The organism is Bacteroidota bacterium (assembly GCA_016715425.1).
In the GTDB taxonomy this organism is placed as follows: domain Bacteria; phylum Bacteroidota; class Bacteroidia; order Chitinophagales; family BACL12; genus JADKAC01.
In genome coordinates this window covers 266,286-292,953 of sequence record JADKAC010000005.1, presented here as the reverse complement: position 1 = coordinate 292,953, position 26,668 = coordinate 266,286, and the positions used below count along the sequence as shown (strand labels likewise).

Annotated in this window: 18 protein-coding genes and 1 pseudogene; 9 read left to right on the top strand and 10 right to left on the bottom strand. The window is 33.8% G+C overall.

All coding sequences use genetic code 11. The features are described from left to right. Positions 1-166: 166 nt before the first annotated feature. From IPN31_07110 to IPN31_07100, 3 genes are all read right to left on the bottom strand, one after another. On the bottom strand, positions 167-3,127 hold the full coding sequence (locus IPN31_07110; protein MBK8681663.1) for a T9SS type A sorting domain-containing protein: 2,961 nt from the start codon (positions 3,125-3,127) through the stop codon (positions 167-169). A 447-nt stretch (positions 3,128-3,574) separates the two neighbouring features. Further along, on the bottom strand, positions 3,575-4,537 hold the full coding sequence (locus tag IPN31_07105; GenBank protein ID MBK8681662.1) for a T9SS type A sorting domain-containing protein: 963 nt from the start codon (positions 4,535-4,537) through the stop codon (positions 3,575-3,577). Positions 4,538-4,539: 2 nt separating this feature from the next. Then, on the bottom strand, positions 4,540-5,835 hold the full coding sequence (locus IPN31_07100; protein MBK8681661.1) for a hypothetical protein: 1,296 nt from the start codon (positions 5,833-5,835) through the stop codon (positions 4,540-4,542). 62 nt (positions 5,836-5,897) lie between these two features. On the opposite strand from IPN31_07100, the gene IPN31_07095 reads away from it, so the two are divergent. After that, complete coding sequence (locus tag IPN31_07095; protein ID MBK8681660.1) at positions 5,898-8,708, top strand: T9SS type A sorting domain-containing protein; 2,811 nt, start codon at positions 5,898-5,900, stop codon at positions 8,706-8,708. A 131-nt stretch (positions 8,709-8,839) separates the two neighbouring features. Here IPN31_07095 and IPN31_07090 read toward each other — a convergent pair whose 3' ends face one another. After that, positions 8,840-9,607 (bottom strand): MBL fold metallo-hydrolase, encoded by a 768-nt coding sequence (locus IPN31_07090; GenBank protein ID MBK8681659.1) that lies wholly within the window; start codon positions 9,605-9,607, stop codon positions 8,840-8,842. Further along, complete coding sequence (locus tag IPN31_07085; protein MBK8681658.1) at positions 9,604-9,876, bottom strand: hypothetical protein; 273 nt, start codon at positions 9,874-9,876, stop codon at positions 9,604-9,606. Before IPN31_07085 ends, IPN31_07090 begins: the two co-directional genes overlap by 4 nt. A gap of 67 nt (positions 9,877-9,943) precedes the next feature. Here IPN31_07085 and IPN31_07080 point away from each other — a divergent pair, with 67 nt between their 5' ends. Then, positions 9,944-10,564: a PorT family protein gene (locus tag IPN31_07080; GenBank protein ID MBK8681657.1), complete on the top strand. Its 621-nt coding sequence runs from the start codon at positions 9,944-9,946 to the stop codon at positions 10,562-10,564. Positions 10,565-10,567: 3 nt separating this feature from the next. On the opposite strand, the gene ruvB is transcribed toward IPN31_07080, so the two are convergent. After that, a complete protein-coding gene (gene ruvB / locus IPN31_07075) occupies positions 10,568-11,560 on the bottom strand; it encodes a Holliday junction branch migration DNA helicase RuvB (GenBank protein ID MBK8681656.1) in 993 nt (330 codons plus the stop codon). A gap of 254 nt (positions 11,561-11,814) precedes the next feature. On the opposite strand from ruvB, the gene IPN31_07070 reads away from it, so the two are divergent. Next, on the top strand, positions 11,815-12,702 hold the full coding sequence (locus tag IPN31_07070) for a hypothetical protein (protein MBK8681655.1): 888 nt from the start codon (positions 11,815-11,817) through the stop codon (positions 12,700-12,702). 789 nt (positions 12,703-13,491) lie between these two features. Here the strand turns inward: IPN31_07070 and IPN31_07065 are convergent. Further along, positions 13,492-14,883: an amino acid permease gene (locus IPN31_07065; protein MBK8681654.1), complete on the bottom strand. Its 1,392-nt coding sequence runs from the start codon at positions 14,881-14,883 to the stop codon at positions 13,492-13,494. A gap of 135 nt (positions 14,884-15,018) precedes the next feature. Between IPN31_07065 and icd the strand changes: the two genes are divergently transcribed. From icd to IPN31_07035, 6 genes are all read left to right on the top strand, one after another. Next, entirely contained in the window at positions 15,019-16,305 is a 1,287-nt protein-coding gene (gene icd, locus IPN31_07060; GenBank protein ID MBK8681653.1) for an isocitrate dehydrogenase (NADP(+)), read from the top strand. Between the two features lie 407 nt (positions 16,306-16,712). Beyond that, entirely contained in the window at positions 16,713-18,035 is a 1,323-nt protein-coding gene (locus IPN31_07055; GenBank protein MBK8681652.1) for an amino acid permease, read from the top strand. 297 nt (positions 18,036-18,332) lie between these two features. Beyond that, on the top strand, positions 18,333-20,948 hold the full coding sequence (locus IPN31_07050; protein MBK8681651.1) for a T9SS type A sorting domain-containing protein: 2,616 nt from the start codon (positions 18,333-18,335) through the stop codon (positions 20,946-20,948). 1 nt (position 20,949) lies between these two features. Next, complete coding sequence (locus IPN31_07045) at positions 20,950-22,446, top strand: T9SS type A sorting domain-containing protein (protein MBK8681650.1); 1,497 nt, start codon at positions 20,950-20,952, stop codon at positions 22,444-22,446. 1 nt (position 22,447) lies between these two features. Next, positions 22,448-23,170, top strand: a complete 723-nt coding sequence (locus IPN31_07040) for a hypothetical protein (GenBank protein MBK8681649.1) — start codon at positions 22,448-22,450, stop codon at positions 23,168-23,170. After that, on the top strand, positions 23,128-23,940 hold the full coding sequence (locus IPN31_07035) for a T9SS type A sorting domain-containing protein (GenBank protein ID MBK8681648.1): 813 nt from the start codon (positions 23,128-23,130) through the stop codon (positions 23,938-23,940). The genes IPN31_07040 and IPN31_07035 overlap by 43 nt, the downstream gene beginning before the upstream one ends. Positions 23,941-24,055: 115 nt before the next feature. Here the strand turns inward: IPN31_07035 and IPN31_07030 are convergent. From IPN31_07030 to IPN31_07020, 3 genes and pseudogenes are all read right to left on the bottom strand, one after another. After that, positions 24,056-25,179 (bottom strand): annotated as a pseudogene (locus IPN31_07030) (glycosyltransferase). After that, a complete protein-coding gene (locus IPN31_07025) occupies positions 25,179-26,132 on the bottom strand; it encodes a glycosyltransferase family 2 protein (protein ID MBK8681647.1) in 954 nt (317 codons plus the stop codon). Before IPN31_07025 ends, IPN31_07030 begins: the two are co-directional and overlap by 1 nt. 6 nt (positions 26,133-26,138) lie before the next feature. Further along, the gene (locus IPN31_07020; GenBank protein MBK8681646.1) at positions 26,139-26,666 is read right to left on the bottom strand and encodes a DUF4199 domain-containing protein; all 528 of its coding nucleotides are present in this window, start codon (positions 26,664-26,666) and stop codon (positions 26,139-26,141) included. Positions 26,667-26,668: the final 2 nt, after the last annotated feature.

Sequence of the window (26,668 nt, the reverse complement as noted above, 5' to 3'; positions counted from 1 at the left end):
GTAATTTTATTAAGTGATGTAATATGAGATTGTGGAGTTGAATAATTAGTTGCGCTTACACATCAAAAATAAGGAAAACGATTGTCATTGCTATGTAAGAAGCCTGTTTGAATACTCTCAAAAAAAAACGACCTGCAAGCAAGTCGTTTTTTTATTTGAAATAATATCAAGGATTCTCACGAACAAATCGTGAAGAGGCAAAGCCATTATCATTATATAACTCAAGCAAATAAATACCCGCATCAAGTTTTTGAACTTGTAACGAATAAATGTTATTCGAAATTAAATCTCTAGATTCTGAATGCACCATTTCACCAAGTGCGTTATAAATTTTTATAGTTGTATTACCGGAAAAATTTCCTGTGTTCAGCATTAAAATATTAGATACAGGATTTGGATAAATATTTAATGTTGCTTCACCATTCAAATTATTTACAGCAGAAGAAAGATCCACATCCCATAATTGCAAATCATCAATTGCTGCTTCCACAGTTGATTGTCCATTAGAAGGTAATTCCGGCAATATACTATCCTGCGCAATAAATAATAAAGAAACCATAGTAGATGGTTCTACATAATCTTTAATTCTTATCGCATTTTTTCTCCATGAATTATCTGAAGTAAATGTATTTTCTACATTCACCCAATCCGTACCATTATTTGAAATATAAACACGCCAAGGATCATTGCCTTTATTAGAAGCTGTTGGTGCATCATTGCTGAACCAACGATAATAAGTAAATACAGGATCTAACAATTCTGTTACATCAAAATTTGGTGATTGCAAAGTTGTTTTTCCTTCATCCACATCATTCACATTCATTGGTCCGGATTCATTCCCGGTAACTGCACAAATATTAGAAGAACCGAGTGTGTGATCATATCCCGGTTGCACAACTACACCACCGATATCTTGTGTTTGAATAGTGTTTGCTATTACCCATTCTCCTGTAATTGCATCATCATCACCTAAAGGATTTACAATCCATGAGCCCATAAAAGAATCAAAATCTTCAATCGCTTTTTCACTAAAACCCACTAATGCAAAATAGGATAAATTCGGATCACCTGTTCCCACTTTTAAAGGAGCATCTGCTGCATGATTTCCGAAAATATCATTCGCCTGAAAATAATATTCTATTACAGTGCCCGGAGAAAATTCACCGAGATTAGAAAAATAACTTCCTTCTGTTAAAGCATACATACCTGCTGAAGAAAATGGAGAAGAAATATCAGTGCGATAATAAATTTTAAAGCTGCCTGCATACAGTGGAAATTCGGTAATCAGATTTGCATACATAATTACCGTTTCAGTTGGAGATAATGAAGTAATACTTTCAATATGTTCAATACGTACATCACCCAAAATAAATATACCGTGTTCGGCAAATGCATCTAAAATTAAATCCATGTTTGGTGTGCCATCTGTCGGGTCATCATTATCATCATCAGCGAGTAAAGCTTCAATTAAAACAGAAGTATAAATTGTGCCTTCTGTACCTGATGGTCCATCGGGAGTACCGTATTGTGATTCAACCCAAATTGCTACCATTGCATCTAAATCATAATCAAAATTTTCATACAAATCCCACCATGCACCTGCTATAATTTCACCATCATTATGTACCTCTCCAATAATATCATCAGGGTAATATTTCGGCCCCAAATCATAACGTCTGATATTTGAAGAAGAAGAGAAATTCCAACCTTGTGCAATTATCGGATATGCAGTAATTGTGTATGCCCAGATATCTGCATAACCTTCACCCATTGCACCATTATTCATTCCACTGAAATCTCCTAAGAAAGAATATAAATTCTCATTAATAGCATGACCATATTCATGATACACTACATCATTAAATAATGCACTTGCCTGACATCCACTTCCTTCAGCAAAAAAATTAATACTGCTGCCATCATAGTATGCATTGCATTCTCCATCGGTGCGATCAACACGAATTGCTTGTGCAAAATCTAAAGAAGAAAATAAAGGATATAAATCTTTTGCATGATCATGCACAATTGTTTGATGATAATATGCAGATACTTCTCTTGATGTTGCAGTGGATGAACTATCAAAAGAAATATAATTATCACCGGGTAATAATGTTACTGTTGCTGTTTCCATATCCATCCCTGCTTCACCTTCAAACACTTGACCATAAGTACCTCTTAAACTCACTATTGCTTCTGTAGCTTCTGTAATAAAATCCAAATTCAATACACCATTTTCATCTGCAAAATAATATACGCCATCAATAGTAACTCTAATATATGGTAAGCCTCTCACTTCTGTAGGTTGTAATGGATTATCAGTAATTGTTGCTTCAATACTTGCATTGGCATCCATTAAAAAAGCACCACATGCTTTCACATCATTTTGTCGGTATAATACTTCACCCGAATGTGCATCCACAAGTGTGTAATAATTTCCGGGAATATTATTGTAGTCTGTTGTTTTTACATACACAGTATAAACCAATTTATATGTGTAACCACTGTTATCAGATTTAGGAACAGGTAATATAGAAAGTTCAGGTTGAGTAGTAGAACTATTTACTGTAATTGCAAAATCAGCAGAAGCAAAATTTGCAGCAGCATCAGAATTTATTGCAGGTGTTGTATTCACATTAATATCTGCAAATGTTTCCAAACCAAATAGGATTATTTTATAATCACTTGTAGTCATTCGCAAAGTTGCTTTACTGAACAACACATCTAATCCTTCAAATTGCTGTGTGTAATTTATATAGTGATATTTTGAAGTAGTAATACTTTGCAAAACATATTCATTTGCTTCCGGTGTAAAATCCTGAATTGTATTTTGAATAAAATGCATTGCACGTTCTTCAATAGTTGTTCCTTCTGTTGCAATACCTTTTCCAAAAGCACGAAATGGTTTACCGCTTAGTTCATTAAACTCCACATTCCATTTTCCATTGGCAGCAATAAAATTATGCCATGCAGATTCAGCTTTTAATGCATTTTGTTTTTCTGCATCCGGACGATACTTTGTATCTGTGATATATGTTTTCACATACGGGTCAATATTGGTATTTGGGTTTTGTGCTTGAACAAGAGTTATAATTGAGAGCACAAAACACAGCGATAAAAATTTTCTCATAAAATGGAATGTATTATTATTTTTTTAAAGATAGAGTTATGAAGTCCTTGAATATTTGCTTGGGCAAAATTAATTCATTCAGTACTTACCATACCAAATAGAGTGCGGTTTTGTTCCCTTGAATTTGGATAATACATAGAGTTAATGCCGGATTAATGTAAAATTTGCATAAACTACTTTGATGGTGAGTATTGAATGGTGAATAGTGAAAAAATTAACAGCAAAGAATGCTAAGAAAAAAATACGCAAAGGACGCAAAGCGATTAAATAAAAAATCGCTCCCCAAGGTTGGCGTCCTCAATCCTTCGCAAAAAAAACAAACTGAAAATTTACACAGAGAATCCCCCCTCTCTTCCAAAGAGAGGGGCAGGGGTGAGTTGGAAGATCTGAAAATTACAGGAGATTAGCCAAGAAAAATTAATGCTTTATATCTATCGATTATTTTCTCTATTCCCAAATCATCTTCCCCTTAGCTATTTCCAATCCTGTTTGATTTATGATACTATAGAAATACATTCCGGAAGATAAATTTTCCCGTTGTATTTCATCATAACCATTTGCAGAAAAATCTTTTTGTTGAACTAACTCTCCTGTTAATGAAAATACATTGAGTGTATATAAATCTTCTTCGTTGGGTAATGTAAGTTGAATGTATGCAGTTTTTTCAGCAGGTACCGGCCAAACTTTATGTGTAGGGTTTTCTGTAAATAAACCTTCACGATATGGAGTAGGTGTTATCTCCCAATATACATAACCAATGCTATATGCATTTAATACTATTGAATCTCCTTCACATAAATGATAAACCTGAGATGAAATTCCATTTATATCTGGTGAAACATTGGTAGCAGAATTATAAAAAGTATTGTCTTTCATATATTGATTTATTCCACCATGACGGTACAATTCATTTACTTTAAAATATTTTTTAAATGCAGCCTGATCACTTGTGGGAGTGAAATTAATACCCGGATCATCGTAATATCCTATAATTTCTTCATGTTTAAATGTGATATCATCCGGATATGGATTATAATAATACATATAAAAAACTGGATTTATAGTACCTCCTGTTCCTTGACCACCTCCTCCACAAAAGTTGGAAGGAAGAACCAAGGAGGCTGGATTATCATAATAAAAACATTTAATAAAAGGTTTACGAGTTTCACTGCCCAGTAGAATTGTAGAAGTATGAATTCTTTCATAGTCTCTTTCAAATATTTCCTTTGTTAATAAAAAAGGCCAATAGTTTGCTCTTCGAATATATACAGGATCAAATTCACCAATAGGATCTGTTCCACTTCTATAGTTAATTGCACCACCTACTGATTTACTCATAAAATTATGTTTAATCATAAAATCAATATCTGCAGAATGAACTCCATCTAACCCTGCTTCATAATCAACCATTTCTAATAAATATGAAATGCATAAGCTGCATCTATAAATGTATCTCCGAAATTTCCGGCAACTGTATCATTCAATACGGTACTGTAGCCATAATTCACCTCCGGACTATTATTATCTACTCCAAAAAGTCCCCATTCTGTAATCCAGTATGGTTTATCATTTCCAAGGCATGAGGTGCAAGTGCCCGCATAATTATTTAATATGGTTTGCAATGTCTTAGTGGTATAATTTCTAAAACTATCCTGAGCACATTCCCAGGCAGGGATGATTTGATCATCAATTGTACTTATCGGATCAGTAGGATTTGTCTTCACATAATCATCATAATACAATCTATAACATTCCGGAAGATCATCAGGGCGATTATAAATATGCACTGTGTAAGCATCAAATAGATAACTTGTAGAAGGTGATGTTGCTTTTATTTTTAGCTTTTCATTCCATTCTTCATAGTAACCGATTTTGGTAGAACCTATCCCGGTTGCTGCACCATGAATCGGTTCCGGCGCTGCTAATAACGCAACAGGAATTGAGCTAAAGTCAGGATCACTATCCAAACTATCTAACAGATACTTGCATGTTTGAAAATATATATTAAAATTAGGTTTTTCATCTCCACTATTAAAGATTGCATCACCATATTTATCCCTATCATCATAATGCTCATTTCCCATTTCAATTCCAACTATCTCTACCTTATGATCCATTAGGTAACGCATCACTTCCATATTTTCATGTTCTATTTCACGAAAAGTGGAATCTTCAGTATATAATGTATCTAATTTTGTAAGTAGAATATTTGCAACAAATATTACCTGTGGCTTGAATCCATTTTCATCTTCGCAGAATTCAAGGAAATTTATAAAGCGATCAATAAACCGGATATCATTAAAATCCACTTCTTGTTTTGAATTAATATAAGAATAAAATGGTGCAGCCGCTTCTGTAGTTAACCATCCCTGATTTACAAATTCATCAATATCTTGCTCTCTATAACCATAACCATCATCATCTAATAAATGCATAAACTTATGGTCGCCACCTGCGGGGAAACGCACAACTTTAGGTTTCAGCGATGCTGCAAATTCCATGCATTGGTCTATATCAGGATCAGGTGTTCCGGGACTATCCGGGTCATAACAAATACATTGTTCAAAAAAATTGCTCATGTGAAATCCATAAAAATTTGTTTCGATATCACGGTTGTCGTGATAGTAGATACTGGCAGATACCTGTGCATTAATTATTAAAGTATTTAATAATAAAGTTGCGATAATAATTTGGTAAAGTGTTTTCATATTTGTTATATTTGAATGATAAATTTAAAAAAATATTAATTTATTCACTTATTCCTAAAAATATGCATCCTCAAAAATCTTTTTATTTTCTTCTAATAATTTTTATTTCATGTTACTTTAATATTTCTGCAAATGCACAAAGAGTAGTATTCATTTCTTCCTATCTTGGTAATTATTGCGATGATGGTATGGACGCTTTAGATGAAGATGTAAAATTATTTCGTGATGTATTTGGACATGAAGATGATGGGGGCTGGCAGCGCTTTACTTTTGATGAAATTGATAGTGCAGCAGAATTTTTAGATAATACTTGTTTGTTGTTTTTAGATGGGTTTTGTGAAGAAGAAGAGTTTGGAGAATTTTATGAATTGTATAGAAATGAAATAAATGATTATGTGTTTAATGGGGGAAATCTTTATTTAAATTTTGCCAATCATTTGGTTTTATATTTAGGATTTGATTCTCTTTCAAAAAATTTTGAAAGTAGTTCAACTTATGCAAATATTTATTCAAATAATGTTAATCATTCAATTTTTAATGCTCCATGGCAGCCTGCCAATGGATTAATTACCTGTAGATGGGGTGCTGGACCCTATTTGGGTATAGGTAGTTTTTCGGGAGTTGAATTAGATACTTTATTAGTTGACTCTACAGATCTTTTAATTGGTTATGAAACTCCTGCGATTGCACTTGTTAGTAAACAATATGGAACAGGGCAGGTAATGGCCTCTAATTTCGCAATCTGGCTATGGGATCAAATTCTTCCCAACTATAAAAACTTACGTCGCAATATTTTATATTATTTAAGTGGATGTATGCATGGTGATACAGATATTGGTGTGGTGCATTCTGTTAGTCCGCAGCCGGGTTGCAATTTAACTGATAGTGAAGAAGTGGCTGTTGTAATTTATAATTACGGTATGCAAACACAAACTGATGCAACCGTATGTTATGTTATTGATGATGGCGATATGCATTGCGAAGAAGTGAGTTTTAATTTAGAACCTCAACATAGCGATACTGTTTTTCTTGCTGCTGCTTCTTTTGCAGGTTGTGGTTTTCATACGTTTAAAGCATGGACAATTTTAGATGGTGATACACTCAATTTTAATGATACATTATTTACCACAATAGAAAATATTTGTGCGCCATTAACAACAATTGGTTTACCCGATACCATTTGTATTAACAGCGGATTATTAAATGCAGAACCCGAAAAAGGAACAGGTACATGGAGTGGAATGGGTATTACTGCGGATGGAATTTTTGATCCTATGATTGTTGGTGAAAATAATTCTACAGTAATTAATTACAGTTATGAAATGCCACTTAATTATAACATCAGTACCATTCCATTTGAACAACCTACATTATTAAATCCTGATACACTTACTTTATTTGATACTGATTATGAAGAAGTGCCTATTGGTTTTACATTTAATTATTTTGATAATACTTACGATTCCACTTTTATAAGTTCAAATGGATACACAAGTTTTGGAATTCCCCATACTTGGTTTGTTCCTTCATTACCTGATAATGTATATCATGTAAATAATTTAATTGTACTTGCCGGTGCCGATTTAAATCCGGGTGCGCTTGGAGATGTAATTATTTCTACTCAAGGTGAAGCGCCGTATCGCCAATTTATATTTCAATATAATGATGTACCCTGCGACTATGAATGGGGAATAACTGTAAATGTGAGTGGTATTTTATATGAAACAACAGGTGTAATTGATATTGTTGTAAAACATTTACCACCTGTAGATATTTTTGGAATTACGCAAGGCATCAGTAATGAAGAAGGAACATTTGGAATAGAAACCCGCAATTTTACCAAAATTAGATGGTTTAGTCACGCATGGACTTTTGGCGCAGAAGATACCGCTTTTCGTTTTACTCCTGAATTTTGTCCACGCATAATTACCGACACCATTTTAGTAACAGGAGATGTTGCAGTAAATGTGTTGGGAAATGATACTACGTTTTGTCCGGGTGGTAGTTTGCAAATTGGTACGGATTATCCGGGTACAGAATTACTTTGGAATACAGGAGAAACTTCTTCGCATATTGCAATAGAAGAAGCAGGAATTTATACTATACAAATGCATTATGGTCCGGGTGATTGTTATTTATATGATACTATAAATATTGCATCAGCAGAGCAAGATGTTTTTGCAAATGTATTGGGTAATGATACTATACTATGTTATGATGATACATTGCAATTAGAAATAAATTATACAGATACTATATATTCTTTTAATTGGAATACAGAAGATACTGCTCAAACAATTACAGTAACCGAAGCAGGAAATTATGCATTAGAAATTGAATATCAATCGGGCTGTTCGCTGTATGATTCTATTGCAATAAATTATAATTCACCAATACTTATTGAAAGCACAACAACACCATCACCCGATGATGGTCCGGGTGGAAGTATTACAATTAATGTAAGTGGCGGAACAGCACCATACACCTACAACTGGAGCGATGGATTAAGCGGCACCGAAATAGAAAATGTATATCCTGCAACTTATTATCTCACAGTTATTGATGCATTAGGTTGCAGTGTTTCAACCACGGTTTCAGTTGGCATCGGCACAGGAATTTTTGATAATGAAATTTCAGAAATAACTATTTATCCAAATCCATTTGATGAAACAATACAGGTGGAATCTGATAATAGTATTAACGAAATAGAAATTCATAATACACTTGGTCAATTAGTATTTTTCAAATCATTTAATACCACAGAAAATAATTATATAATTAATACATCCACTCTACCAACAGGAATGTATGTGCTAAAAATTTATTTGGAAAATGGAGGTGAAATGAGTTATGTGATAGTGAATGGTGAATAGAGAATCGTGAATGAAAAAATCAGTATTGAATAATCAGTTATGATTTTTTTTTCATTGTCAACTCTCAACTGTCAATTGTCAATTTTAAAAAGTCAACGGTCTTAGTTTTTTTCATTGTCAATTGTCAACTGTCAATTGTCAATTCTCAAAACCAATCCATCAAACGCCAGATGCATATTCGGTGGTAATGTTTTTTCAACTGCTTCATACAATCCCATTTGATGACTGATATGTGTGAAGTATGCAATATCCGGTTTTAATTCACGCACTAATGCGATTGCTTCTTCTAAATTAAAATGCGAAATATGTTTTTCTTTTCGCAGTGCATTTATCACCAGAACTTTTGTGCCTGCTATTTTATGCTTCTCTTCATCGGGTAATACATTCGCATCGGTTATATAAGTGAAGTCGCCAATACGAAAACCAAATACAGGTAAATGATAATGATATAATTGAATGGGAATACATTTAATATCTTCTATAAAAAAAGGAATATTTGTAATGCGATGTAATGTTACTTCCGGTAAACCGGGATAATTTTTTTCGCCAAATACATAATGAAATCTTTGTCGTAATGCCGCTTCCACTTGCTCGGATAAATAGATATCCATTGGTTTTTTATGCAGAAAATTATATGGGCGAATTTCATCCAATCCCACTATATGATCATTGTGTTCATGGGTATAAATAATCGCATCTATATCATCCACTTTTTCACGCAACATTTGCATACGTAAATCAGGACCGGTATCAATTAAAATTCTTTTATTATTCACTTCAATTAAAACAGAAGTGCGCAGTCTGTTATCTTTTGGATCGGTGGATGTACACACTTTACAATGGCAACCCATCATAGGTACACCGCTGGAAGTGCCCGAACCAAGTATGGTAACAATCAAGATTTTTCAGTTTGTAAATTATATTGTTTCAAAAAATCACGGGATGCTTCGCTCAATCTTTCCTCATCTAAATCTATTTGAGAAATGATTTCAATCAGTGCATTAATCCGGGATTCAATTTCATAAAACCTATTCACTACTACCACCTTTTTTGTTTCCAACAGACAAAATCCGGAAACAAAATTTCCCTTTTCATAACGCACTATATAACCCGCTTCATTCAGCAGGCCTTCCAATCGTTTTAGGTTGTTTGGTGTATATTTGAGCATAAATAATTCTTGTTAGTTCAAAAGTAATTCTATCAAAATAATCAAACGAATAAATAATCAACATCAGATGAAAGTATTCCTGTTTTTATTATGTGTAGCCTGTGTTTCAATAGTGCAAGGTCAGATCCAACACGACGCTAAGGATAAGAGTTTCAGAATGTTTGATGCCGGAGCTGCCATTGGTTTTAATGCATCTCAGGTGGATGGTGATAACCTTGCAGGATTTAATAAATTCGGTTGGAATGCCGGCGCTGTTGCCCATGTAAATTTTGATCATCACTGGTCAGTAAGTTTTGAGTTGTTGTATTCGCAAAAAGGCAGCCGCACCTTCCCGAGTCCGGATGCTATTAATACTTATAAACTTGTTTTGAATTATGCAGAAGTGCCCTTGCTTGTAAATTTTAATGATAAAAGCAGGATGCTTTTTCAGGCAGGTTTTGCGTATGGTCGTTTATTTAGTTTTAAGGAAATAGAAAATGGTTTGGAACTTCAGAATAATGCAGATGCATTTAGCAAAGATGAATTCAGTTATATTATTGGTGCAACAGTATTAGTGGGTGAAGCAAAACATTTTGGCGTAAATCTGCGGTTTCAGGGTAGTATAACTACTATTGGTAAATCAGCTAACCCGCAAGTATCCGGATTAACCAACCGTTTAATTTCCCTCAGAGGAATGTATTATTTCTGATAATTAATCAAATAAACCTTGCGTAGTTCCGGGCGGTACTTTTCCAATATGCCGATATGCTTTTGCTGTGGCTTCCCGTCCTCGTGGAGTGCGTTGAATATATCCTTCCTGAATTAAAAATGGCTCATATACTTCTTCGATAGTACCCGGTTCCTCTCCCACTGCGGTTGCAATTGTAGTAACTCCAACAGGACCACCCGCAAATTTTTCAATGATTGCCGAAAGTATTCTGTTATCCATTTCATCCAAACCATGTTCATCCACATTCAATGCATTCAAACCATACTTTGCAATATCAATTGTAATTATTCCATCGCCTTTCACTTGTGCAAAATCCCGAAGTCTGCGCAATAAGTTATTTGCAATTCTTGGTGTGCCTCTGCTTCTTCTCGCCACTTCAAAAGAGCCTTCTTTCGTAATTTCTGTATTTAAAATTTGAGCAGCTCTTTCAATTATTGTTTGCAATACTTCGCTGCTGTAATATTCAATGCGTGAAGTAATTCCGAATCGTGATCGCAATGGCGCACTTAACATTCCTGATCTTGTAGTTGCACCAACTAAAGTGAATGGATTTAATTTAATTTGAACAGTTCTTGCATTCGGACCGGTTTCAATTAATATATCCAATTTAAAATCTTCCATTGCCTGATATAAATATTCTTCCACCACAGTACTCAAGCGATGTATCTCATCAATGAACAGCACATCCTTTTCATTTAAGCTGGTAAGCAATCCGGCAAGGTCTCCTGCTTTTTCTAAAACAGGTCCGGAAGTGATTTTTAAATTCACTTGTAACTCATTTGCTATAATATGCGAGAGCGTTGTTTTACCTAAACCGGGAGGGCCATGCAACAACACATGATCTAATGCTTCACCTCTTTTTCTTGCAGCTTCAATAAATACTTTGAGATTATCAATTAATTTTTCCTGTCCATTGAATTCATAAAATCCTTGTGGACGCAGCACTTTTTCTACTTCTTTTTCAGAAGCACTCATAAATGCACCGGATGGATCTAAGTTTGGATTATTCACTTTTGTAAAATTAGATAATTAGAAATATGAAGTGTCCTATTAAATATGTTTGCAATTTATTATATCCACATTATGAGGAACAATTCCTCAAACATAAGTAGATAGTTGTAGTGATTTTTGCAAAAATTAATCAACTAACGCTGTTTTAATAGAGAAATAACCTTTGGCAGGAATTTTTCTATTCACAACATTGCACAAAAAATTTAAAATTATAATTTATGAAAAAGTATTTGATCGTATTAGGATTTATTCCTTTCTTATTTGCTTGTAACCAGAAAAAAGTAAACGAACTGGAATCACAGGTAGCAACATTAAGTTCAGAAAATGCAGAATTCACAAGAGTGATGACTGAAAGAGATGATCAATTGAATGATTATTTCGCAACTATGAATGAAGTAGAATCGAACTTAGAAGAAATTAAAAAACATGAAGGTATCATCTCAACTAATTTGAGCGGAGAAGGCACTAATCAAAAAGAGAATATTGTTGCAAGTATCGAAACATTGAATAATCTGATACAGAAGAATAAAACTTTAGTGGGAGATCTTGATAAGAAATACAAGAATGCAAATTTCAAGATTAAGGAATTAGATAAAATGATTTCTGAATTAAATGAACAAATCACCAATAAAGAAAATGAATTGATGACATTGAAATCAGAATTGGAAAAATCCAATTATCAAATTGCTTCTTTAACTACAGAGTTGGGTACTGTAAGTGCTGCTAACGAAAGATTGCAAGAAGAAAATGTTCAGAAAGGTGAAGTTATCAGCAAACAAACTACTGACTTAAATACTGCTTATTATATCATTGGTACTGATAAAGATTTAAAAGCAAAAAATGTAATTTCTAAAGAAGGTGGATTCATCGGAATTGGTAAAACAGATAATTTATCCAGTGATTTTGATGCCAGTGCTTTCACAAAAGTTGATATACGCAATTTCAAAGAATTGAAAATAGATAATAAGAGTGCGAAGGTGGTGACTACTCATCCATCAGATTCTTATGAACTGGTTCAAAACGGTAAAAAGATAGATGCGCTGATGATAAATAATCCGGAAGCATTCTGGAAATCTTCAAAATACTTAGTAGTGATTGTTGACTAATACGTCAAATTTGTTTAGAAAAAGAAAGGGTTGCCGCCACGGTGCCCTTTTTTTTTTATTTAAAAATTTACGTTGAACTTATTCTATTGTATAAAATATTTCTTAGCGTCTTTGCGTAAAAAAAACGCTACCACGAATTACAGATTAATGTAGCACTTCCAACTCACCCCTGCCCCTCTCTTTGGAAGAGAGGGGGTTTACTATTACCCTATCGGTTGGTGTCCCCAGGCTGACCGAAAGTCTAATTCATTTTCCGGTTTATAAATGAGATTAGTTTTATTCTTGTATCCAAATAAAATTTTGAATAATTATCAATGGTAGTTAGCTTCAATTTGATCCAAGCCTCTGCCTATAAGTTTTTGTCTTCTTAGCGTCTTTTCTTAAAAAAAAGTTACCACGAATTACACGAATTCATTTTAATAGATAGCGAATGCACGAATAAATACATTCTCTGATTCAACGAGTATCGAAATAAATACATTTTTTTATTCGTGCATTCGTATTTAATTCGTGCATTCGTGGCTGCATTTATTTTTTTTTATAGGATTCATCACTGATTGCTCATTTCTGATTCTTAATTCCTCATTCCTAATTCTTCTTTCATGTTCTCACAGAATTATCCGACTCTTTGAACTGAATTTATAAAGTTAATTTTCGAAGGGAACTCTTTGAAATATGTGATATGAATTACAGATTAATGTAGCACTTCCAACTCACCCCTGCCCCTCTCTTTGGAAGAGAGGGGGTTTACTATTACCCTATCGGTTGGTGTCTCACCGGCCGAAAATTTTATGGCAATAACTTTTTGCGATTGAAATAAAAATAGAGTGGAATTCCGGTAGCTATTAAAAGCAATCCGGTAATACTTTCTTTAGGCATGGTGATTAATGTATTAACGACTAATCCAACACAGAAAAGAAAATATATCATTGGTATATAGGGATAGCCAAATACTTTCACTGTAATAAGTTTTTTCCTTTTCATCATAATCAATCCCAATGCTGCACTTCCGTAAAAAATAAATGCGGCGAATATCAGCATGTCTGTTAATTGATCAAAAGTACCCGACATTACTAGCGCAATTGCCCAAATCATTTGCATCAGTAATGCAACATGTGGTGTTTTAAATTCCGGATGAATTTTCGCCGCCGCAGGAAAAAATACACCGGCATTTGCCATGCGATAATAAATTCTTGGGCTGGACATCAGGCTTGCATTTGTTGCACCAAACGTACATACCATAATAAGAACAGAAATTAAAATGTTTCCGCTATTACCCATTATTTTTTTTGCAACCTCTACTCCCGCAATTTGATTTCCCGCCGCATCAATTGCTGAAAATTCATCTACAGTTAATACACGGAAATAAGCAACATTTACCAACAGATAAAGCAGCATCACTAGAATGGTTCCGGCAATAATTGCTATAGGCACATTGCGTTTCGGATTTTTTATTTCACCTGTTATATAAGTAACATTTACCCAACCATCATACGCCCAAAATGCACCGAGCATGGCCAGAAAAAATGGAGCGAGAATCTGATTGAAAGTTAAAGGAACATACGTTGCTGCATGATGTGCAAGTGGTGTTGTACTTGTATAACTCAAACCTAAAATGATGAGAATTAAAATACCCAGAATTTTTGCCCACGAAAAAATATCATTCAGCAAACCACCTTCTTTTACACCACGATAATTTATATAAGTAAGAATAATTATAGTGAGTATTGCCAGCAATTTTACGCCGCTGTTTGCAAAAGGAAATATAAATCCGGCAATACTAATATTTGCCCAATGCTCCGTAAATGCCGGCATTGGCAAAAGATTATTTACCGACTCTGCAAATACAAATGCAATAGATGCTATTGATGCAGTTTGTATAACTGCAAAACATGCCCATCCCAATAAGTAACTAAAAAATTTTCCGAAAATAATCCGCAAGTATTCATATTGTCCGCCCGCTTCTTCAGTGAGTGAAGCAAGGCCTGCATAAGTGAGTGTTCCCATTACGGTTACTAATCCGGCAGCAAGCCATGCAAGCAATACAAGATTGGAATCTCCGAGCACAGTACTCATTGGTGCTACCTTTTTAAAAACTCCTGATCCAATCATGGAACTCATTACAAGAAGTGTGGCAGTTGATAGCCCAAGTGTGCGCTTTAAGGTTGGATTTACATGCATAGTCGGCGTAACATTACAAAATATTCGTCTATCTTAAAAAAGTAAATGGTTTCAAAGCCCTCGCCTATTATTTCCCTACCTTTGCAAGCGCAAATTCTAATTAATAAATAACATAAATTTTATGCAAGGAGAAAAATAACAATCAGTAAAGGCGTGCTTAATGTACCCAACAATCCTATTATTCCATTTATAGAAGGTGATGGTACAGGTCGTGATATTTGGAAATCATCTGTAAGAGTATTTGATGCAGCAGTTGAAAAAGCCTATGGCGGAAAAAGAAAAATTGAATGGTTAGAAGTACTTGCCGGTGAGAAAGCTTTTAATGCAACAGATAGTTGGTTACCCGATGCAACATTAGATGCATTTCGTAATTATTTAGTAGGAATTAAAGGTCCGTTGACAACTCCAGTTGGTGGTGGTATTCGTTCTCTAAATGTTGCGTTGCGACAGATTTTAGATTTATATGTTTGTCTGCGTCCGGTAAGATATTTTAAAGGTGTGCCTTCTCCTGTAAAATCTCCTGAGAAAGTGGAAATGGTAATTTTCCGTGAGAACACAGAAGATATTTATGCGGGAATTGATTGGCCGGGTGATGGCGAATTAGCAACAAAATTTTTAGTGTGGTTAAAAGAAAATTCTCCAAAAGATTTTGAAAAAATTCGTTTTGGTACAAAAGAAAAAGCGGAAGCTTGGCAACATGATTTAGAACAAACCGGAATGAGTAAAAGAGAAGTAAGTGTTGATGTTGGAATTGGAATTAAACCGGTGAGTTATTTAGGAAGCGAGCGATTAATTCATTCTGCAATTTCCTTTGCAATTAAAAACAAACGCAAAAGTGTTACGATTGTACATAAAGGAAATATCATGAAATATACCGAAGGTGCCTTTCGTGATTGGGGTTATCAGGTAGCGAAAGAAATGTTTGGTGCAGTGGAATTAGATGGCGGCCCTTGGTGTGTTATTCCTGAAGGAAAACCGGGTGCAGGAATTATTATTAAAGATGCAATTGCAGATATCACTTTACAACAAGTGCTTACACGTCCTAATGAATTTGATGTGATAGCTACATTGAATTTAAATGGTGATTATTTAAGTGATGCATTAGCTGCACAAGTAGGTGGAATCGGAATAGCACCGGGTGCAAATATTAATTATATCAGTGGTCATGCAATTTTTGAAGCAACACATGGTACTGCACCAAAATATGCAGATCAGGATAAAGTAAATCCGGGTTCTGTTATTTTAAGCGGATGTATGATGTTGGAATATATGGGTTGGAAAGAAGCAAGTGATATGATAATTGCCGGCATTGAAAAATCAATTACCAAGAAGCGTGTTACCTACGATTTTCATCGCTTGATGGAAGGTGCAACACTATTAAAATGTTCTGAGTTTGGCGATGAGATAATTGGGAATATGTAGAGGGGGGGATTGTAGAATTGTAGAATCGTAGAACTGTAGAATCGTAGAACTGGAGAATTGTAGAACTGGGGAATCGTCGAATTGTGTAATTGTGTAATTGTGTAATTGTGTAATTGAAAAAAAACAATTTAATACATTTAATATATTTTATAAAAAGAGAGCCATTGAGATTTTATTCTCGGTGGCTCTTTGAGTTTTTTTGAATTGTTTAATTGAAAAATAAAAATGTTTGAATCCGTGTAATCTGACAACAGCCAAAAGCAAATGGCTAATAGTTAATAGCTAATTAATCAGTGATGAGTTTTTTTTCATTGTCAACTGTCCACTGTCAATTGTCAATTTAAAAAGTCAATAGTCTAAGTTTTTTCTAACTTGAAACCTGAAACCCGAAACCCGAAACTCTTAAAATGTCAATCCAACCTCGCCTGAAACAATTCGATCTCATAATGCTTGTTGTAAGTATGGTGATTGGTGTTGGTATTTTTCGTACACCAGCCATCGTTGCTCAACATGCACAAAGTCCTTTTGTATTTTATCTCGCTTGGATACTCGGTGGAATAGTAAGTATTTGTGGCGCTCTCACATTTGCTGAAATTGGAAGTCGTTTACCGGCAGCGGGTGGTTATTATAAAATTTTTTCTGCTGCTTATCATACTGCCTACGCCTTTATGTTGAATTGGAGTCAGGTAATTATAAATGCTGGAAGTGCAGCAGGTGTTGCAATTATCGGTGCAGAATATATTCAACCTGTTTTATTTCCATCTGCAAGTAGTCCATTACAAATAGTGCAGATAATTGCAGTATCTATAATTATTATTTTGTTTGCAATTAATTACGCCGGAATAAAAATGGGTGCACGCACCCAAAATATTTTAAGCACATTAAAAATTATTTTGATTCTGCTGTTTTGTTCTGCACTGTTTACAGGAAAATCAAATCCGGATTCCTCTACTGCATTTTTTAATCATGATATCAATCTTGTAACTGCAATCGGCTTAAGTTTTATTTCTATCTTTTTTACGTTTGGTGGTTATCAGCAATCTGTAAATTTCGGAGCAGATGTAGAACATCCGCAAAAAAATATTCCCGCAGGAATAATCAAAGGAATGGCAATAGTTATTGTGCTTTATTTATTATTAAATATTACCTACGTAAAAGTGTTGGGTTTTGATGGCGTAAAAGAATCACCATTATTAGCAGCAGCGGTTGGTGAACAATTATTTGGAACTAACGGAGGAAGAATTGCATCCATCATCTTATTTATTTCCGTTTTAGGATTTTTAAATACATCGGTGATGAGTAACCCAAGAGTGTATTATGCAATGGCAGAGGATAAAACATTACCCGCTATTTTTAAAAAGGTAAATACCAAAACACAAACACAGGAATTTGGATTGAGTTTTTTTGTTGCCGTCATGCTCATCTCCATTTTTGCTCTTGGCTCATTCGAGAAAATAGTGAACTACGTTATTTTTATTGACAGTATCAGTTTAGCAACCGCAGGTTTTGCAGTTTTTATTTTACGCAAAAAAACTCAAGATACATTCACAGGATTTCAATTGAAAAATATTTGGCGAAATATAATTCCTGCCATATTTATTCTCACATTATTATTTGTTACTTACAATACTGTTCTCTCCGATGCAGAATCCGCAGCTTATGGTTTCTTAATTCTGATTGCAGGATTGCCTTTGTATTATGGGTTGAGGAAGTTGATGAGTGGAGGGTGAAATTATTGGGTTGAAGTATTAAAAGAAAAAAGTAAAATTGTTTCAATTGTATTCTAAGTTTTAATATACTTATGAATTTAAAAAGAACATTAATTCAGAATAGTATTATCCTTCAACACTTGACTTTTCAAATAAAATTGATTAACTCTGTAGATAATTATTTATTTAACTACTAAATATTTTATCATTAATACCTTAACTTTCTACTCCCAAATCTTATTTCGCCGCTTCGCCGCTTCGCCGCTTCGCCACAAAGCAGGAAAGCTTAAAGCACTTGTTTCTCTCGGTATTTTTTGTATGATTTCTTATCATAGTTTTAGTCAATGCAGCTATACTCCTGGTGTAGGATGCAGCCTTTCCATTACAGCACCGCTTACTATTACCGGAACTCCCACATGGACAGGTACTGTATGTATTGATGCAGATGTAACAATTGCTGATGGCGGCATATTAACTATTAGTAGCGGAACTAATGTTTCTTTTGAACCAGGATATTCCTTTACAGTAGAGGATGGCGGTTCATTAATTATTGATGATGCTGAATTATATGCTTCCGGTGATGCCGGCATGTGGGAAGGAATTATCGGTGAGCCGGGTAATTATATATATGTTGATCACTCCACAATTCTGCATGCCGAAATTGCAATAGAAACTTCAGGTAATGGTTCTAATATTTCTACATTGATAGTTAAAAATAATACTTGCATTGGTAATAACGAGATTGGAATTTATTTGCATGGCGAGCCAAGCAGTCTTACGCATTTAATTGAGGATACAGAAATTTCTGCCCCTGCTCTTGTATCCCCTAAAAGCGGTGAATTAGGAGATTACGGAATTCTTATTATAGGACCAAGTATTTCTCCAAGTGATAATTTTCAAATTGGAAATTCTCTACCATTTACAAGCTCCACTACCTTTAATCATATTCATGATGTGGCTATTGGGATACGCACACAAACAGCAAATACAATTGTGCAAAATACATTTATTGAAAATATGTTGATTACAGATCCGGCTGATATGCCTGCGGGTTCTCCAATAAATGAATTAGATTTATTTCATAACGGCAATATTGGAATATTAGCAACATCATTTGATAGTCCTAATCTGGATAATATTTTAATTGTTGGAAATTCCATTACTGGTGGTGGTGCAATTAATAATTATTTCTTTCAGAATGGCGACCCGGGAAATAATGCCATTATTGCTTACAATTCGATGAGCACACAAATATTATCTAATAAAATTGAAGGGAATAATGTAAGTGCATACTTGATAGATACTGCTATTTATATCCGAAAAAATACATCATCACATGATATTAGAAATAACATCATTAATAATTTTACAGAATGTGGAATTTTGAGCTATAAAGTTGGAAATGGTACTACATTAATTCAAAACAACACTATAAGTCGTGTTGTAAATCCGGGTTCTACCGATATTCCATTTGGAATATATGTAGATGCAGCCGCATCAAATCAAGAAGTAAATATTTTTGATAACACTATTGATAAAGTAGAGCATGGAATTTTTATAAGAAATCATGAAGATGCTTATTTAAGAGGAAATGTAATTAACTATGATTATGGTGCCGGAAATACAAGAGGTATTTTTGCAGTAAACTGTTCAGATATATTAATTGAATCGAACAGTGCCACTGGCCCTTGCTACACAGGTTGCCCGAGCGGAATTATTGTGGCGGGCTATTATGTGGAAAGCTGCGAAGGCATGTTGATGAAAAGCAATTATTCTACAAATACAAAATACGGAGCTGTTATAGATGGCAATAATCAAACTGGCAATATGATTTGTAATGAAATGTATAATTGCTTAATTGGATATGCAATGAATGATGTTGAAGTTGATGCATTTTCGAACGATTTAGATCCAATAGAACAATTTGATGAATTTGAAATGGAGCCACTTCCAGCGGATAATTCTTGGTATCCGAGCAATACTGCCAATAGGGAAAAAAGTTATGGAAGCACCGACTTAACGAATTTAGATTGGAGATATAGGAATTTATATCGTGATGGCTTAACTCCCCTTCCCGGTTTCGATATGCCAACTGGATTAATTGACGACCTGTATTTAATTCCTATTAATGAATATTCAGATTATTTAGATACATGCAGTTCACCATATCGTTTGTCAGGCGATAGTGAAGAAGCATTATTTATCGCATTTAATTATAAATTCAACTACTGGATTAATAATGCATTAGATGGTGGTTCAGAAGGTAGTGCTTATTTATACAAAAAATATTATTGGAAAATCCTACAGCAATATCCACAGTTTATAGATTCTTTGGAGGATGCTTATTTGGAAATATATTCTTCAATTGAAGAAACAAATATTCCTGCATATTTCAATATTTTGCAATTCGTGAAATCAGCAAATTTTGACAGCGCTGCAATTTTACTAGAAAAAATTACCCCAGCAAGTGCAATGGAAGAAGCACTTTCTTTTGTTATTCCTTTTACATTTAGCAATAATGATTCTGTTTCATTAATAATTTCTGATTCTGATTTTGAAACATTATATAATCTTGCATTTAATGATCCCAAAATTTATGGTTCTTCAGTTTATATTGCGCAGGCTATTCTGAATTTAAGAGTGGAAGCTGAGCTATATGAATCTAATGAAGAAAAAATCGGTTTCTTTTTAGAAAAAGAATTTATTTTATATCCTAACCCTGCCAATTATTCCATCTCAATAAATGCAAATTATGAAGAACAAAAAGTTCTGCAATTAGAAATTTACACATTGCAAGGTTACAGAATCTATTCGTCAGTTTATACATTAAACCAACCTTTAGATATAAGTAAACTCAATTCCGGAATATATTTTATAAAGTTGAAAAATGCGGATGATTTATTATTTGTTAATAGTCTTATAATTCAGAAATAATATGAAACGATTAATAATTATTAGTATAGTTACAATATTGTGTAACTATACTAAAGCACAGTATCGTCATATCAACTGGTGTTTCGCTGATTCTATAGGACTTAATTTTTCAACTACGCCGCCAGCAATTTTTGAATGTAGTTTAACTTCATATAATAACAGTTCTAGTATTTCAGTTTCTTGTATTTCAGACGAAACCGGAAATTTACTATTTTATACGAATGGAAACAAAGTATGGAATAAGGAACATAATCTGATGCAAAATGGGAGTGGTTTATTTGGCATTTGGTCTTCCGACTACCCATATATTTACCCTCTAATTATTCCAAAACCACATGACGAGAATATTTATTTTTTGTTTCATGGAAGTGAGCCAGTCTATTATTCCTTAATTGATATTAGTTACAATGATGGGCTTGGGAAAGTAATTGACAAAAATAAACTTTTAGAAACTCCATGGCCTAATAATTCTACTCATAAATTAAATGCAGTAAAGCATGGCAATGGTCGTGATTGGTGGATTATTTTTCCATCTATTTATTATGATTGGGCTGATGACAGCTACGGTTTACCTACATTATTTTATATCTTACTTATTACTCCGGAAGGTATTATTCAAATGCCGACAATTGAGGGTGAAATTTTCAATGAAGATGATAATCGTTATGATGATGGGCAAAGTAAATTTTCACCTGACGGGTCAATGCTTGGCCTCACATGTGGAAAAAAAGTATGGCTTTATCATTTTGACAGGTGTAGTGGTGTATTAAACTATTATTATACAATTGATTCCATTTGGACTGGGAATCCCAACGACTATGTGAGTGGTTTTGAATTTTCTCCAGATGGATATAAATTGTATATAACTAAAATAGGTGGCTACAATGGAGTATCAAGGTTGTACCAGTATGATTTGAATGCAGATGATATAAAGACATCACAAGTTATAATCCATCAGAATAATTCTGATTATTCATACCAACAACTGCAACTTGCTCCAAATGGAAAAATATATGCAACAATGCCTCCGGATAATTCAATAACATATGATTCCGGTGTACCGCAAACAATGTCTATATCTATTATTCATAATCCAAATGAACCCGGATTGACATGTAATTATGAGCATCTCGGTCAATACATAGGCGGTAAAAAAGTAGAATATGGCCTCCCTAACATGCCAAATTACAATCTTGGTGTATTACCTAAAAGTGCATGCGATACACTTAGTACCTCAATAAATAATATACAAGAAGATGGTACTTTTCATATTTATCCAAATCCTGCTTTTCAATATATTTCAATTCAATCAAATATTGAAGTAAATGAAAAACTCAAAGTGGAGATATATAATATGCAGGGAATATCAGTTTATTCTTCTGATTATCAAATAAACAATTCGGTTGACATAAGTAAATTAAACTCCGGCGTTTATGTTGTCCGTCTTTTGGAAGATAATAAAAACATATTTACTGAAAACCTCTTAATCCTTAATTAACATGAAAGCTATTTTATTAATTAGTATAGTTGCCTTAACCGGCAACTTTACCTTTTCTCAGTTTCAAGATATTAATTGGGTATTTGGTGATTCTATTGGTCTTAACTTTTCTACAGAGCCACCTTCTTTTTTTGAAACTAGTATATTGACCTATGAAACTAATGCCTGCATTTCTGATTCTATAGGAAATCTACTGTTTTACACAAATGGAGGTCAAATTTGGAATAAGAATCATACACTTATGAGCAATGGCAGTGGATTAGATATACCGGGTTATTCTCTTGGAAACGTAACTCAAGGCGCCATAATAATACCAGTTCCATTAAACGAAAATATTTATTATCTAATTCAAAAAAGCTATCCTTATAACTATTCGGTAATAGATTTGAACTTGGAAGGTAGCTTAGGTAAGGTAATTGAAAAAAATATTCAATTGCAATCTGGATTTAACCCATATAATCAATCACAAAAAATGAATCTAATTAAACATGGAAATGGTAGAGACTGGTGGTTAGTTTTCCCAGCATACCCATTAGATGGGGGTGCTGATGGATTTGGCAATCCATTAATTATTTATTTATTTTTAATCAATCCTTATACAATTCAACTTAATACTACTTTTGAAGGAGTAATTTATGAAGAACAAAACTCCATAACTACACCCGTCAATGTAAATTCACTTTGGATGGTTCAATGTTTGGAATGGCACATGGCAAGTCAATAATTCTTTATTTATTTGATAGATGCTCAGGTATTTTTAGCCATTATTATACAATAGATAGCATATTTACAGGGAATCCTTCAGATTGCATTAACGGTATAGAGTTTTCCCTTGATGGCACAAAACTCTATGCTACAAAGTCAGGCGGTGTGGGTAATGGTATTTCTAAATTATATCAATATGATCTTGCTGCTACAGATATAAAATCCTCACAAGTAATTTTAAGACAAGATAGTTTAGGATATATGTATAGTAGTTTGCAGCTTGCACCAAATGGTAAAATTTATTGTGCTATGCCACATGATGGGGTTGAATATTATAGTTATGATGCACCACAAAATTTAAGTTTATCAGTAATTAATAATCCAAATGAAGCAGGTATAGCATGTGACTATGAGCATCTTGCACAATACCTCGGTGGAAAAAGAGTAACCTATGCACTGCCTAATATGCCTAACTACAATCTCGGTGTATTACCTAAGAGTGCATGCGATACACTTGGCACAGCAATAAATAATATACAAGCTTCAGGTGCATTTCATATTTATCCAAACCCAGCGCAAGAGAATATTTATATTGCATCAGATACATATAAGATTGAAAAATGCCTATTGGAGTTATATAATTCTACTGGCACACTTGTAAGTAGTAATGATAATGTTTTTGTAAATGCAACAATTCAATTACCAAAACTAAATGAAGGTGTGTATCTCGCAATAATTACAACAAGTTCTGGCAAACAATTTTCTGAAAAGCTGGTGATAACAGAATAATATTAAAAGTTATAAAGCCATTGCTTTTGCAATGGCTTTATTTTTTAATCAATTATTCTTAATTACATAGTTTGCAGTAGTTACTCTAATTAAAAAGTTACCCTCTTAATTTCCTCTACAATTTCCCAAAAACCCCCATAATCACCTCCACCATTCTATCCCAACCAAAACGTTTTTTTTCTTCCTTCATATTCGCAATAAAAAACGCTTTTTTATTTTCAGAAAAATATTTCTGTATTGCATTTTCAACTTCTGTTGCATTGGGTTTTACTACATAACCTACTTCATTATCGGGCACCATTTCCGCTAAACCACCAACATCGGTAACTATCATCGGTACTTCAAAATGATAGGCTATTTGTGTTACACCACTTTGTGTTGCGTGTTTGTATGGTTGCACTACGAGGTCGGCGGCACAGAAATAATATTTTACTTCTTCGTCGCTAATAAATTTTTCAAACAAATGAATCTTGTGTTTAGCAGTTTCAGGAATTATTTTAAGATACTGTTCTTTATCGGTATAAAATTCTCCGGCTATTATCAATTCAATTTCATCGGATAATGCTGTATTACAAAATGCATTTAATAAAATATCCAATCCTTTATAATCACGAATAAAACCAAAAAACAGGATATACTTTTTATCTGCATTTAACTGCAAATATTTGCATGCTTCCTGTTTTGAAATCTGTGTTCCGAAATTATCAAACAGCGGATGTGGTGTTGTTGCCCGCAGTTTATTTCTATTAAATTTTGCCAAATCTTTTAATACTTGTTTACTCATCACCACAAACCCATCCATTTGTTTTATAAAATACTTTGTAACATAATTATCGTAAAATTTTGGTTCATGCGGTATAATATTATCAGCAATGCAAATCACTTTAGTAATACCATTTTTTTTGCAATGCGGGCAATAGTTGCAAAACACGGCGCCATAAATGGCAACCAATATTTTATAATTAATACATCAGGTTTTTGTTGTTGAATATATTTCCCTACGCTCCACCAATTAAAAGGGTTAATTGCATTTACTTTTCGCTGGATAGAAATATTTTCAGGCGGTGTTGAATCACTGAATTGTGTTTTACCCGGAAATAAAAAATTGGGATATTGTAATGTGAAGGTGATGATAGATGCATCGTGTCCTGCTGCAATAAATTCTCTTACTAATCTTTCATTAAATGCAGCGAGGCCGCCACGATAAGGATATGCAGTACCAAGTAAAATACATTTCATTAATGCAGAGTTTCTTCTACTTCATAAGTATTGCGCAGTGGAGAATTACGAGAAATTAACTCACCTAAAAATCCTGCGACAAATAATTGCACGCCAACGATAACAACTACCAATGCAATAAAAAACAATGGTTGATCTGTTATCTGACGGTAAGGTAAATGGTGATTTATTTTATACAACTTTTCTGCTATCAACCATATCGTAATTAATCCACCTGCAAGAAAAGATAAGAATCCCAAGCCCCCGAAAATATGCATTGGCCGTTTTCCGAATTTGGAAACAAACATGATGCTTAGCAAATCCAGAAACCCTCTTGTAAATCTTTCCCATCCGAATTTTGTAGTGCCATATTTTCTTGCACGATGTTGTACTATCTTCTCACCAATTTTATTATATCCCGCAGATTTTGCAATCATTGGAATGTAGCGATGCATTTCACCATACACTTCAATATGTTTTACTACATCTTTTTTATATGCTTTTAATCCGCAATTAAAATCATGCAATTTAATTCCGGTCATAATAGAAGTAACACGATTAAAAAATTTAGAAGGAATTGTTTTAATAAGAGGATCATGGCGTTCTTTTTTCCAACCACTCACCATATCATATTTCTCTTCAATAATCATTTTATATAACCCGGGAATTTCATCGGGACTGTCCTGCATATCGGCATCCATAGTAATTACAACATCACCTTGTGCAGCTTCAAAACCAATATTTAAAGCAGCAGACTTTCCGTAATTGCGACGAAATTTCCTTCCTTTAAAACGATTATCTTTTTGATGTAATGCTGTAATTATATTCCAGGAATTGTCAGTACTGCCATCATCAATAAAAATAACTTCCCATGATTCAAATTGATGTTGATCCATAACCCTTGCAATCCAATCCGCAAGTTCGGGTAATGATTCTTCTTCATTTAATAATGGAACAACAACAGAAATTTGCATGATGTGTTATCTGTTTCTTTGTGTGAACAATGAAGCAACTAATGAAAGCAACATTCCAAATAAAGGATAAAAAATTATTGTAGAAATTAAAATTCCAACCGGTGTAAACATGAATCCTGTAAATTTCATTGCCATATCAATTTCTTCCTGTGAATTTCCTTTTTCACGCATACTTGTTTCAGCCATTCTGTTTGCCTCACTTAATGTATCCGGAGAAATAACAGTGTAAAAAATAAAATTAAATACGCCAAACATTAAAGCGACTGCCAAAGCAAGTAACATTCCTGTTCCAAATGCTTTTGAAAACGACATGATGCCTCCAAGCGATTGTTCACGTACTTGTATTTGCGTAAAAATAATTGTACCGAATAATACAACCATATAGATTACAGACATCAGATTATTTTTCTCCATCATCTGATCTTTAAACATATCAGTAAGTATAAGCACCACTGCAAATAACAAAGTAATTGCAATTGCATTGCGCCAGATTATTTTCGAACGGGGAATTAGTGTTGTGTTGTTTTCTTCCATAA

Bases quoted from the DNA above. Each gene is read 5' to 3' on its own strand.
- IPN31_07050 (MBK8681651.1), top strand. From the start codon at position 18,333: ATGATTTCTTATCATAGTTTTAGTCAATGCAGCTATACTCCTGGTGTA.
- IPN31_07020 (MBK8681646.1), bottom strand. From the start codon at position 26,666: ATGGAAGAAAACAACACAACACTAATTCCCCGTTCGAAAATAATCTGG.
- IPN31_07045 (MBK8681650.1), top strand. From the start codon at position 20,950: ATGAAACGATTAATAATTATTAGTATAGTTACAATATTGTGTAACTAT.
- IPN31_07100 (MBK8681661.1), bottom strand. From the start codon at position 5,835: ATGAAAACACTTTACCAAATTATTATCGCAACTTTATTATTAAATACT.
- IPN31_07040 (MBK8681649.1), top strand. From the start codon at position 22,448: ATGAAAGCTATTTTATTAATTAGTATAGTTGCCTTAACCGGCAACTTT.
- IPN31_07070 (MBK8681655.1), top strand. From the start codon at position 11,815: ATGAAAAAGTATTTGATCGTATTAGGATTTATTCCTTTCTTATTTGCT.
- IPN31_07085 (MBK8681658.1), bottom strand. From the start codon at position 9,876: ATGCTCAAATATACACCAAACAACCTAAAACGATTGGAAGGCCTGCTG.
- IPN31_07095 (MBK8681660.1), top strand. From the start codon at position 5,898: ATGCATCCTCAAAAATCTTTTTATTTTCTTCTAATAATTTTTATTTCA.
- IPN31_07065 (MBK8681654.1), bottom strand. From the start codon at position 14,883: ATGCATGTAAATCCAACCTTAAAGCGCACACTTGGGCTATCAACTGCC.
- IPN31_07055 (MBK8681652.1), top strand. From the start codon at position 16,713: ATGTCAATCCAACCTCGCCTGAAACAATTCGATCTCATAATGCTTGTT.
- IPN31_07110 (MBK8681663.1), bottom strand. From the start codon at position 3,127: ATGAGAAAATTTTTATCGCTGTGTTTTGTGCTCTCAATTATAACTCTT.
- IPN31_07080 (MBK8681657.1), top strand. From the start codon at position 9,944: ATGAAAGTATTCCTGTTTTTATTATGTGTAGCCTGTGTTTCAATAGTG.
- IPN31_07105 (MBK8681662.1), bottom strand. From the start codon at position 4,537: ATGGTTGATTATGAAGCAGGGTTAGATGGAGTTCATTCTGCAGATATT.
- ruvB (MBK8681656.1), bottom strand. From the start codon at position 11,560: ATGAGTGCTTCTGAAAAAGAAGTAGAAAAAGTGCTGCGTCCACAAGGA.
- IPN31_07025 (MBK8681647.1), bottom strand. From the start codon at position 26,132: ATGCAAATTTCTGTTGTTGTTCCATTATTAAATGAAGAAGAATCATTA.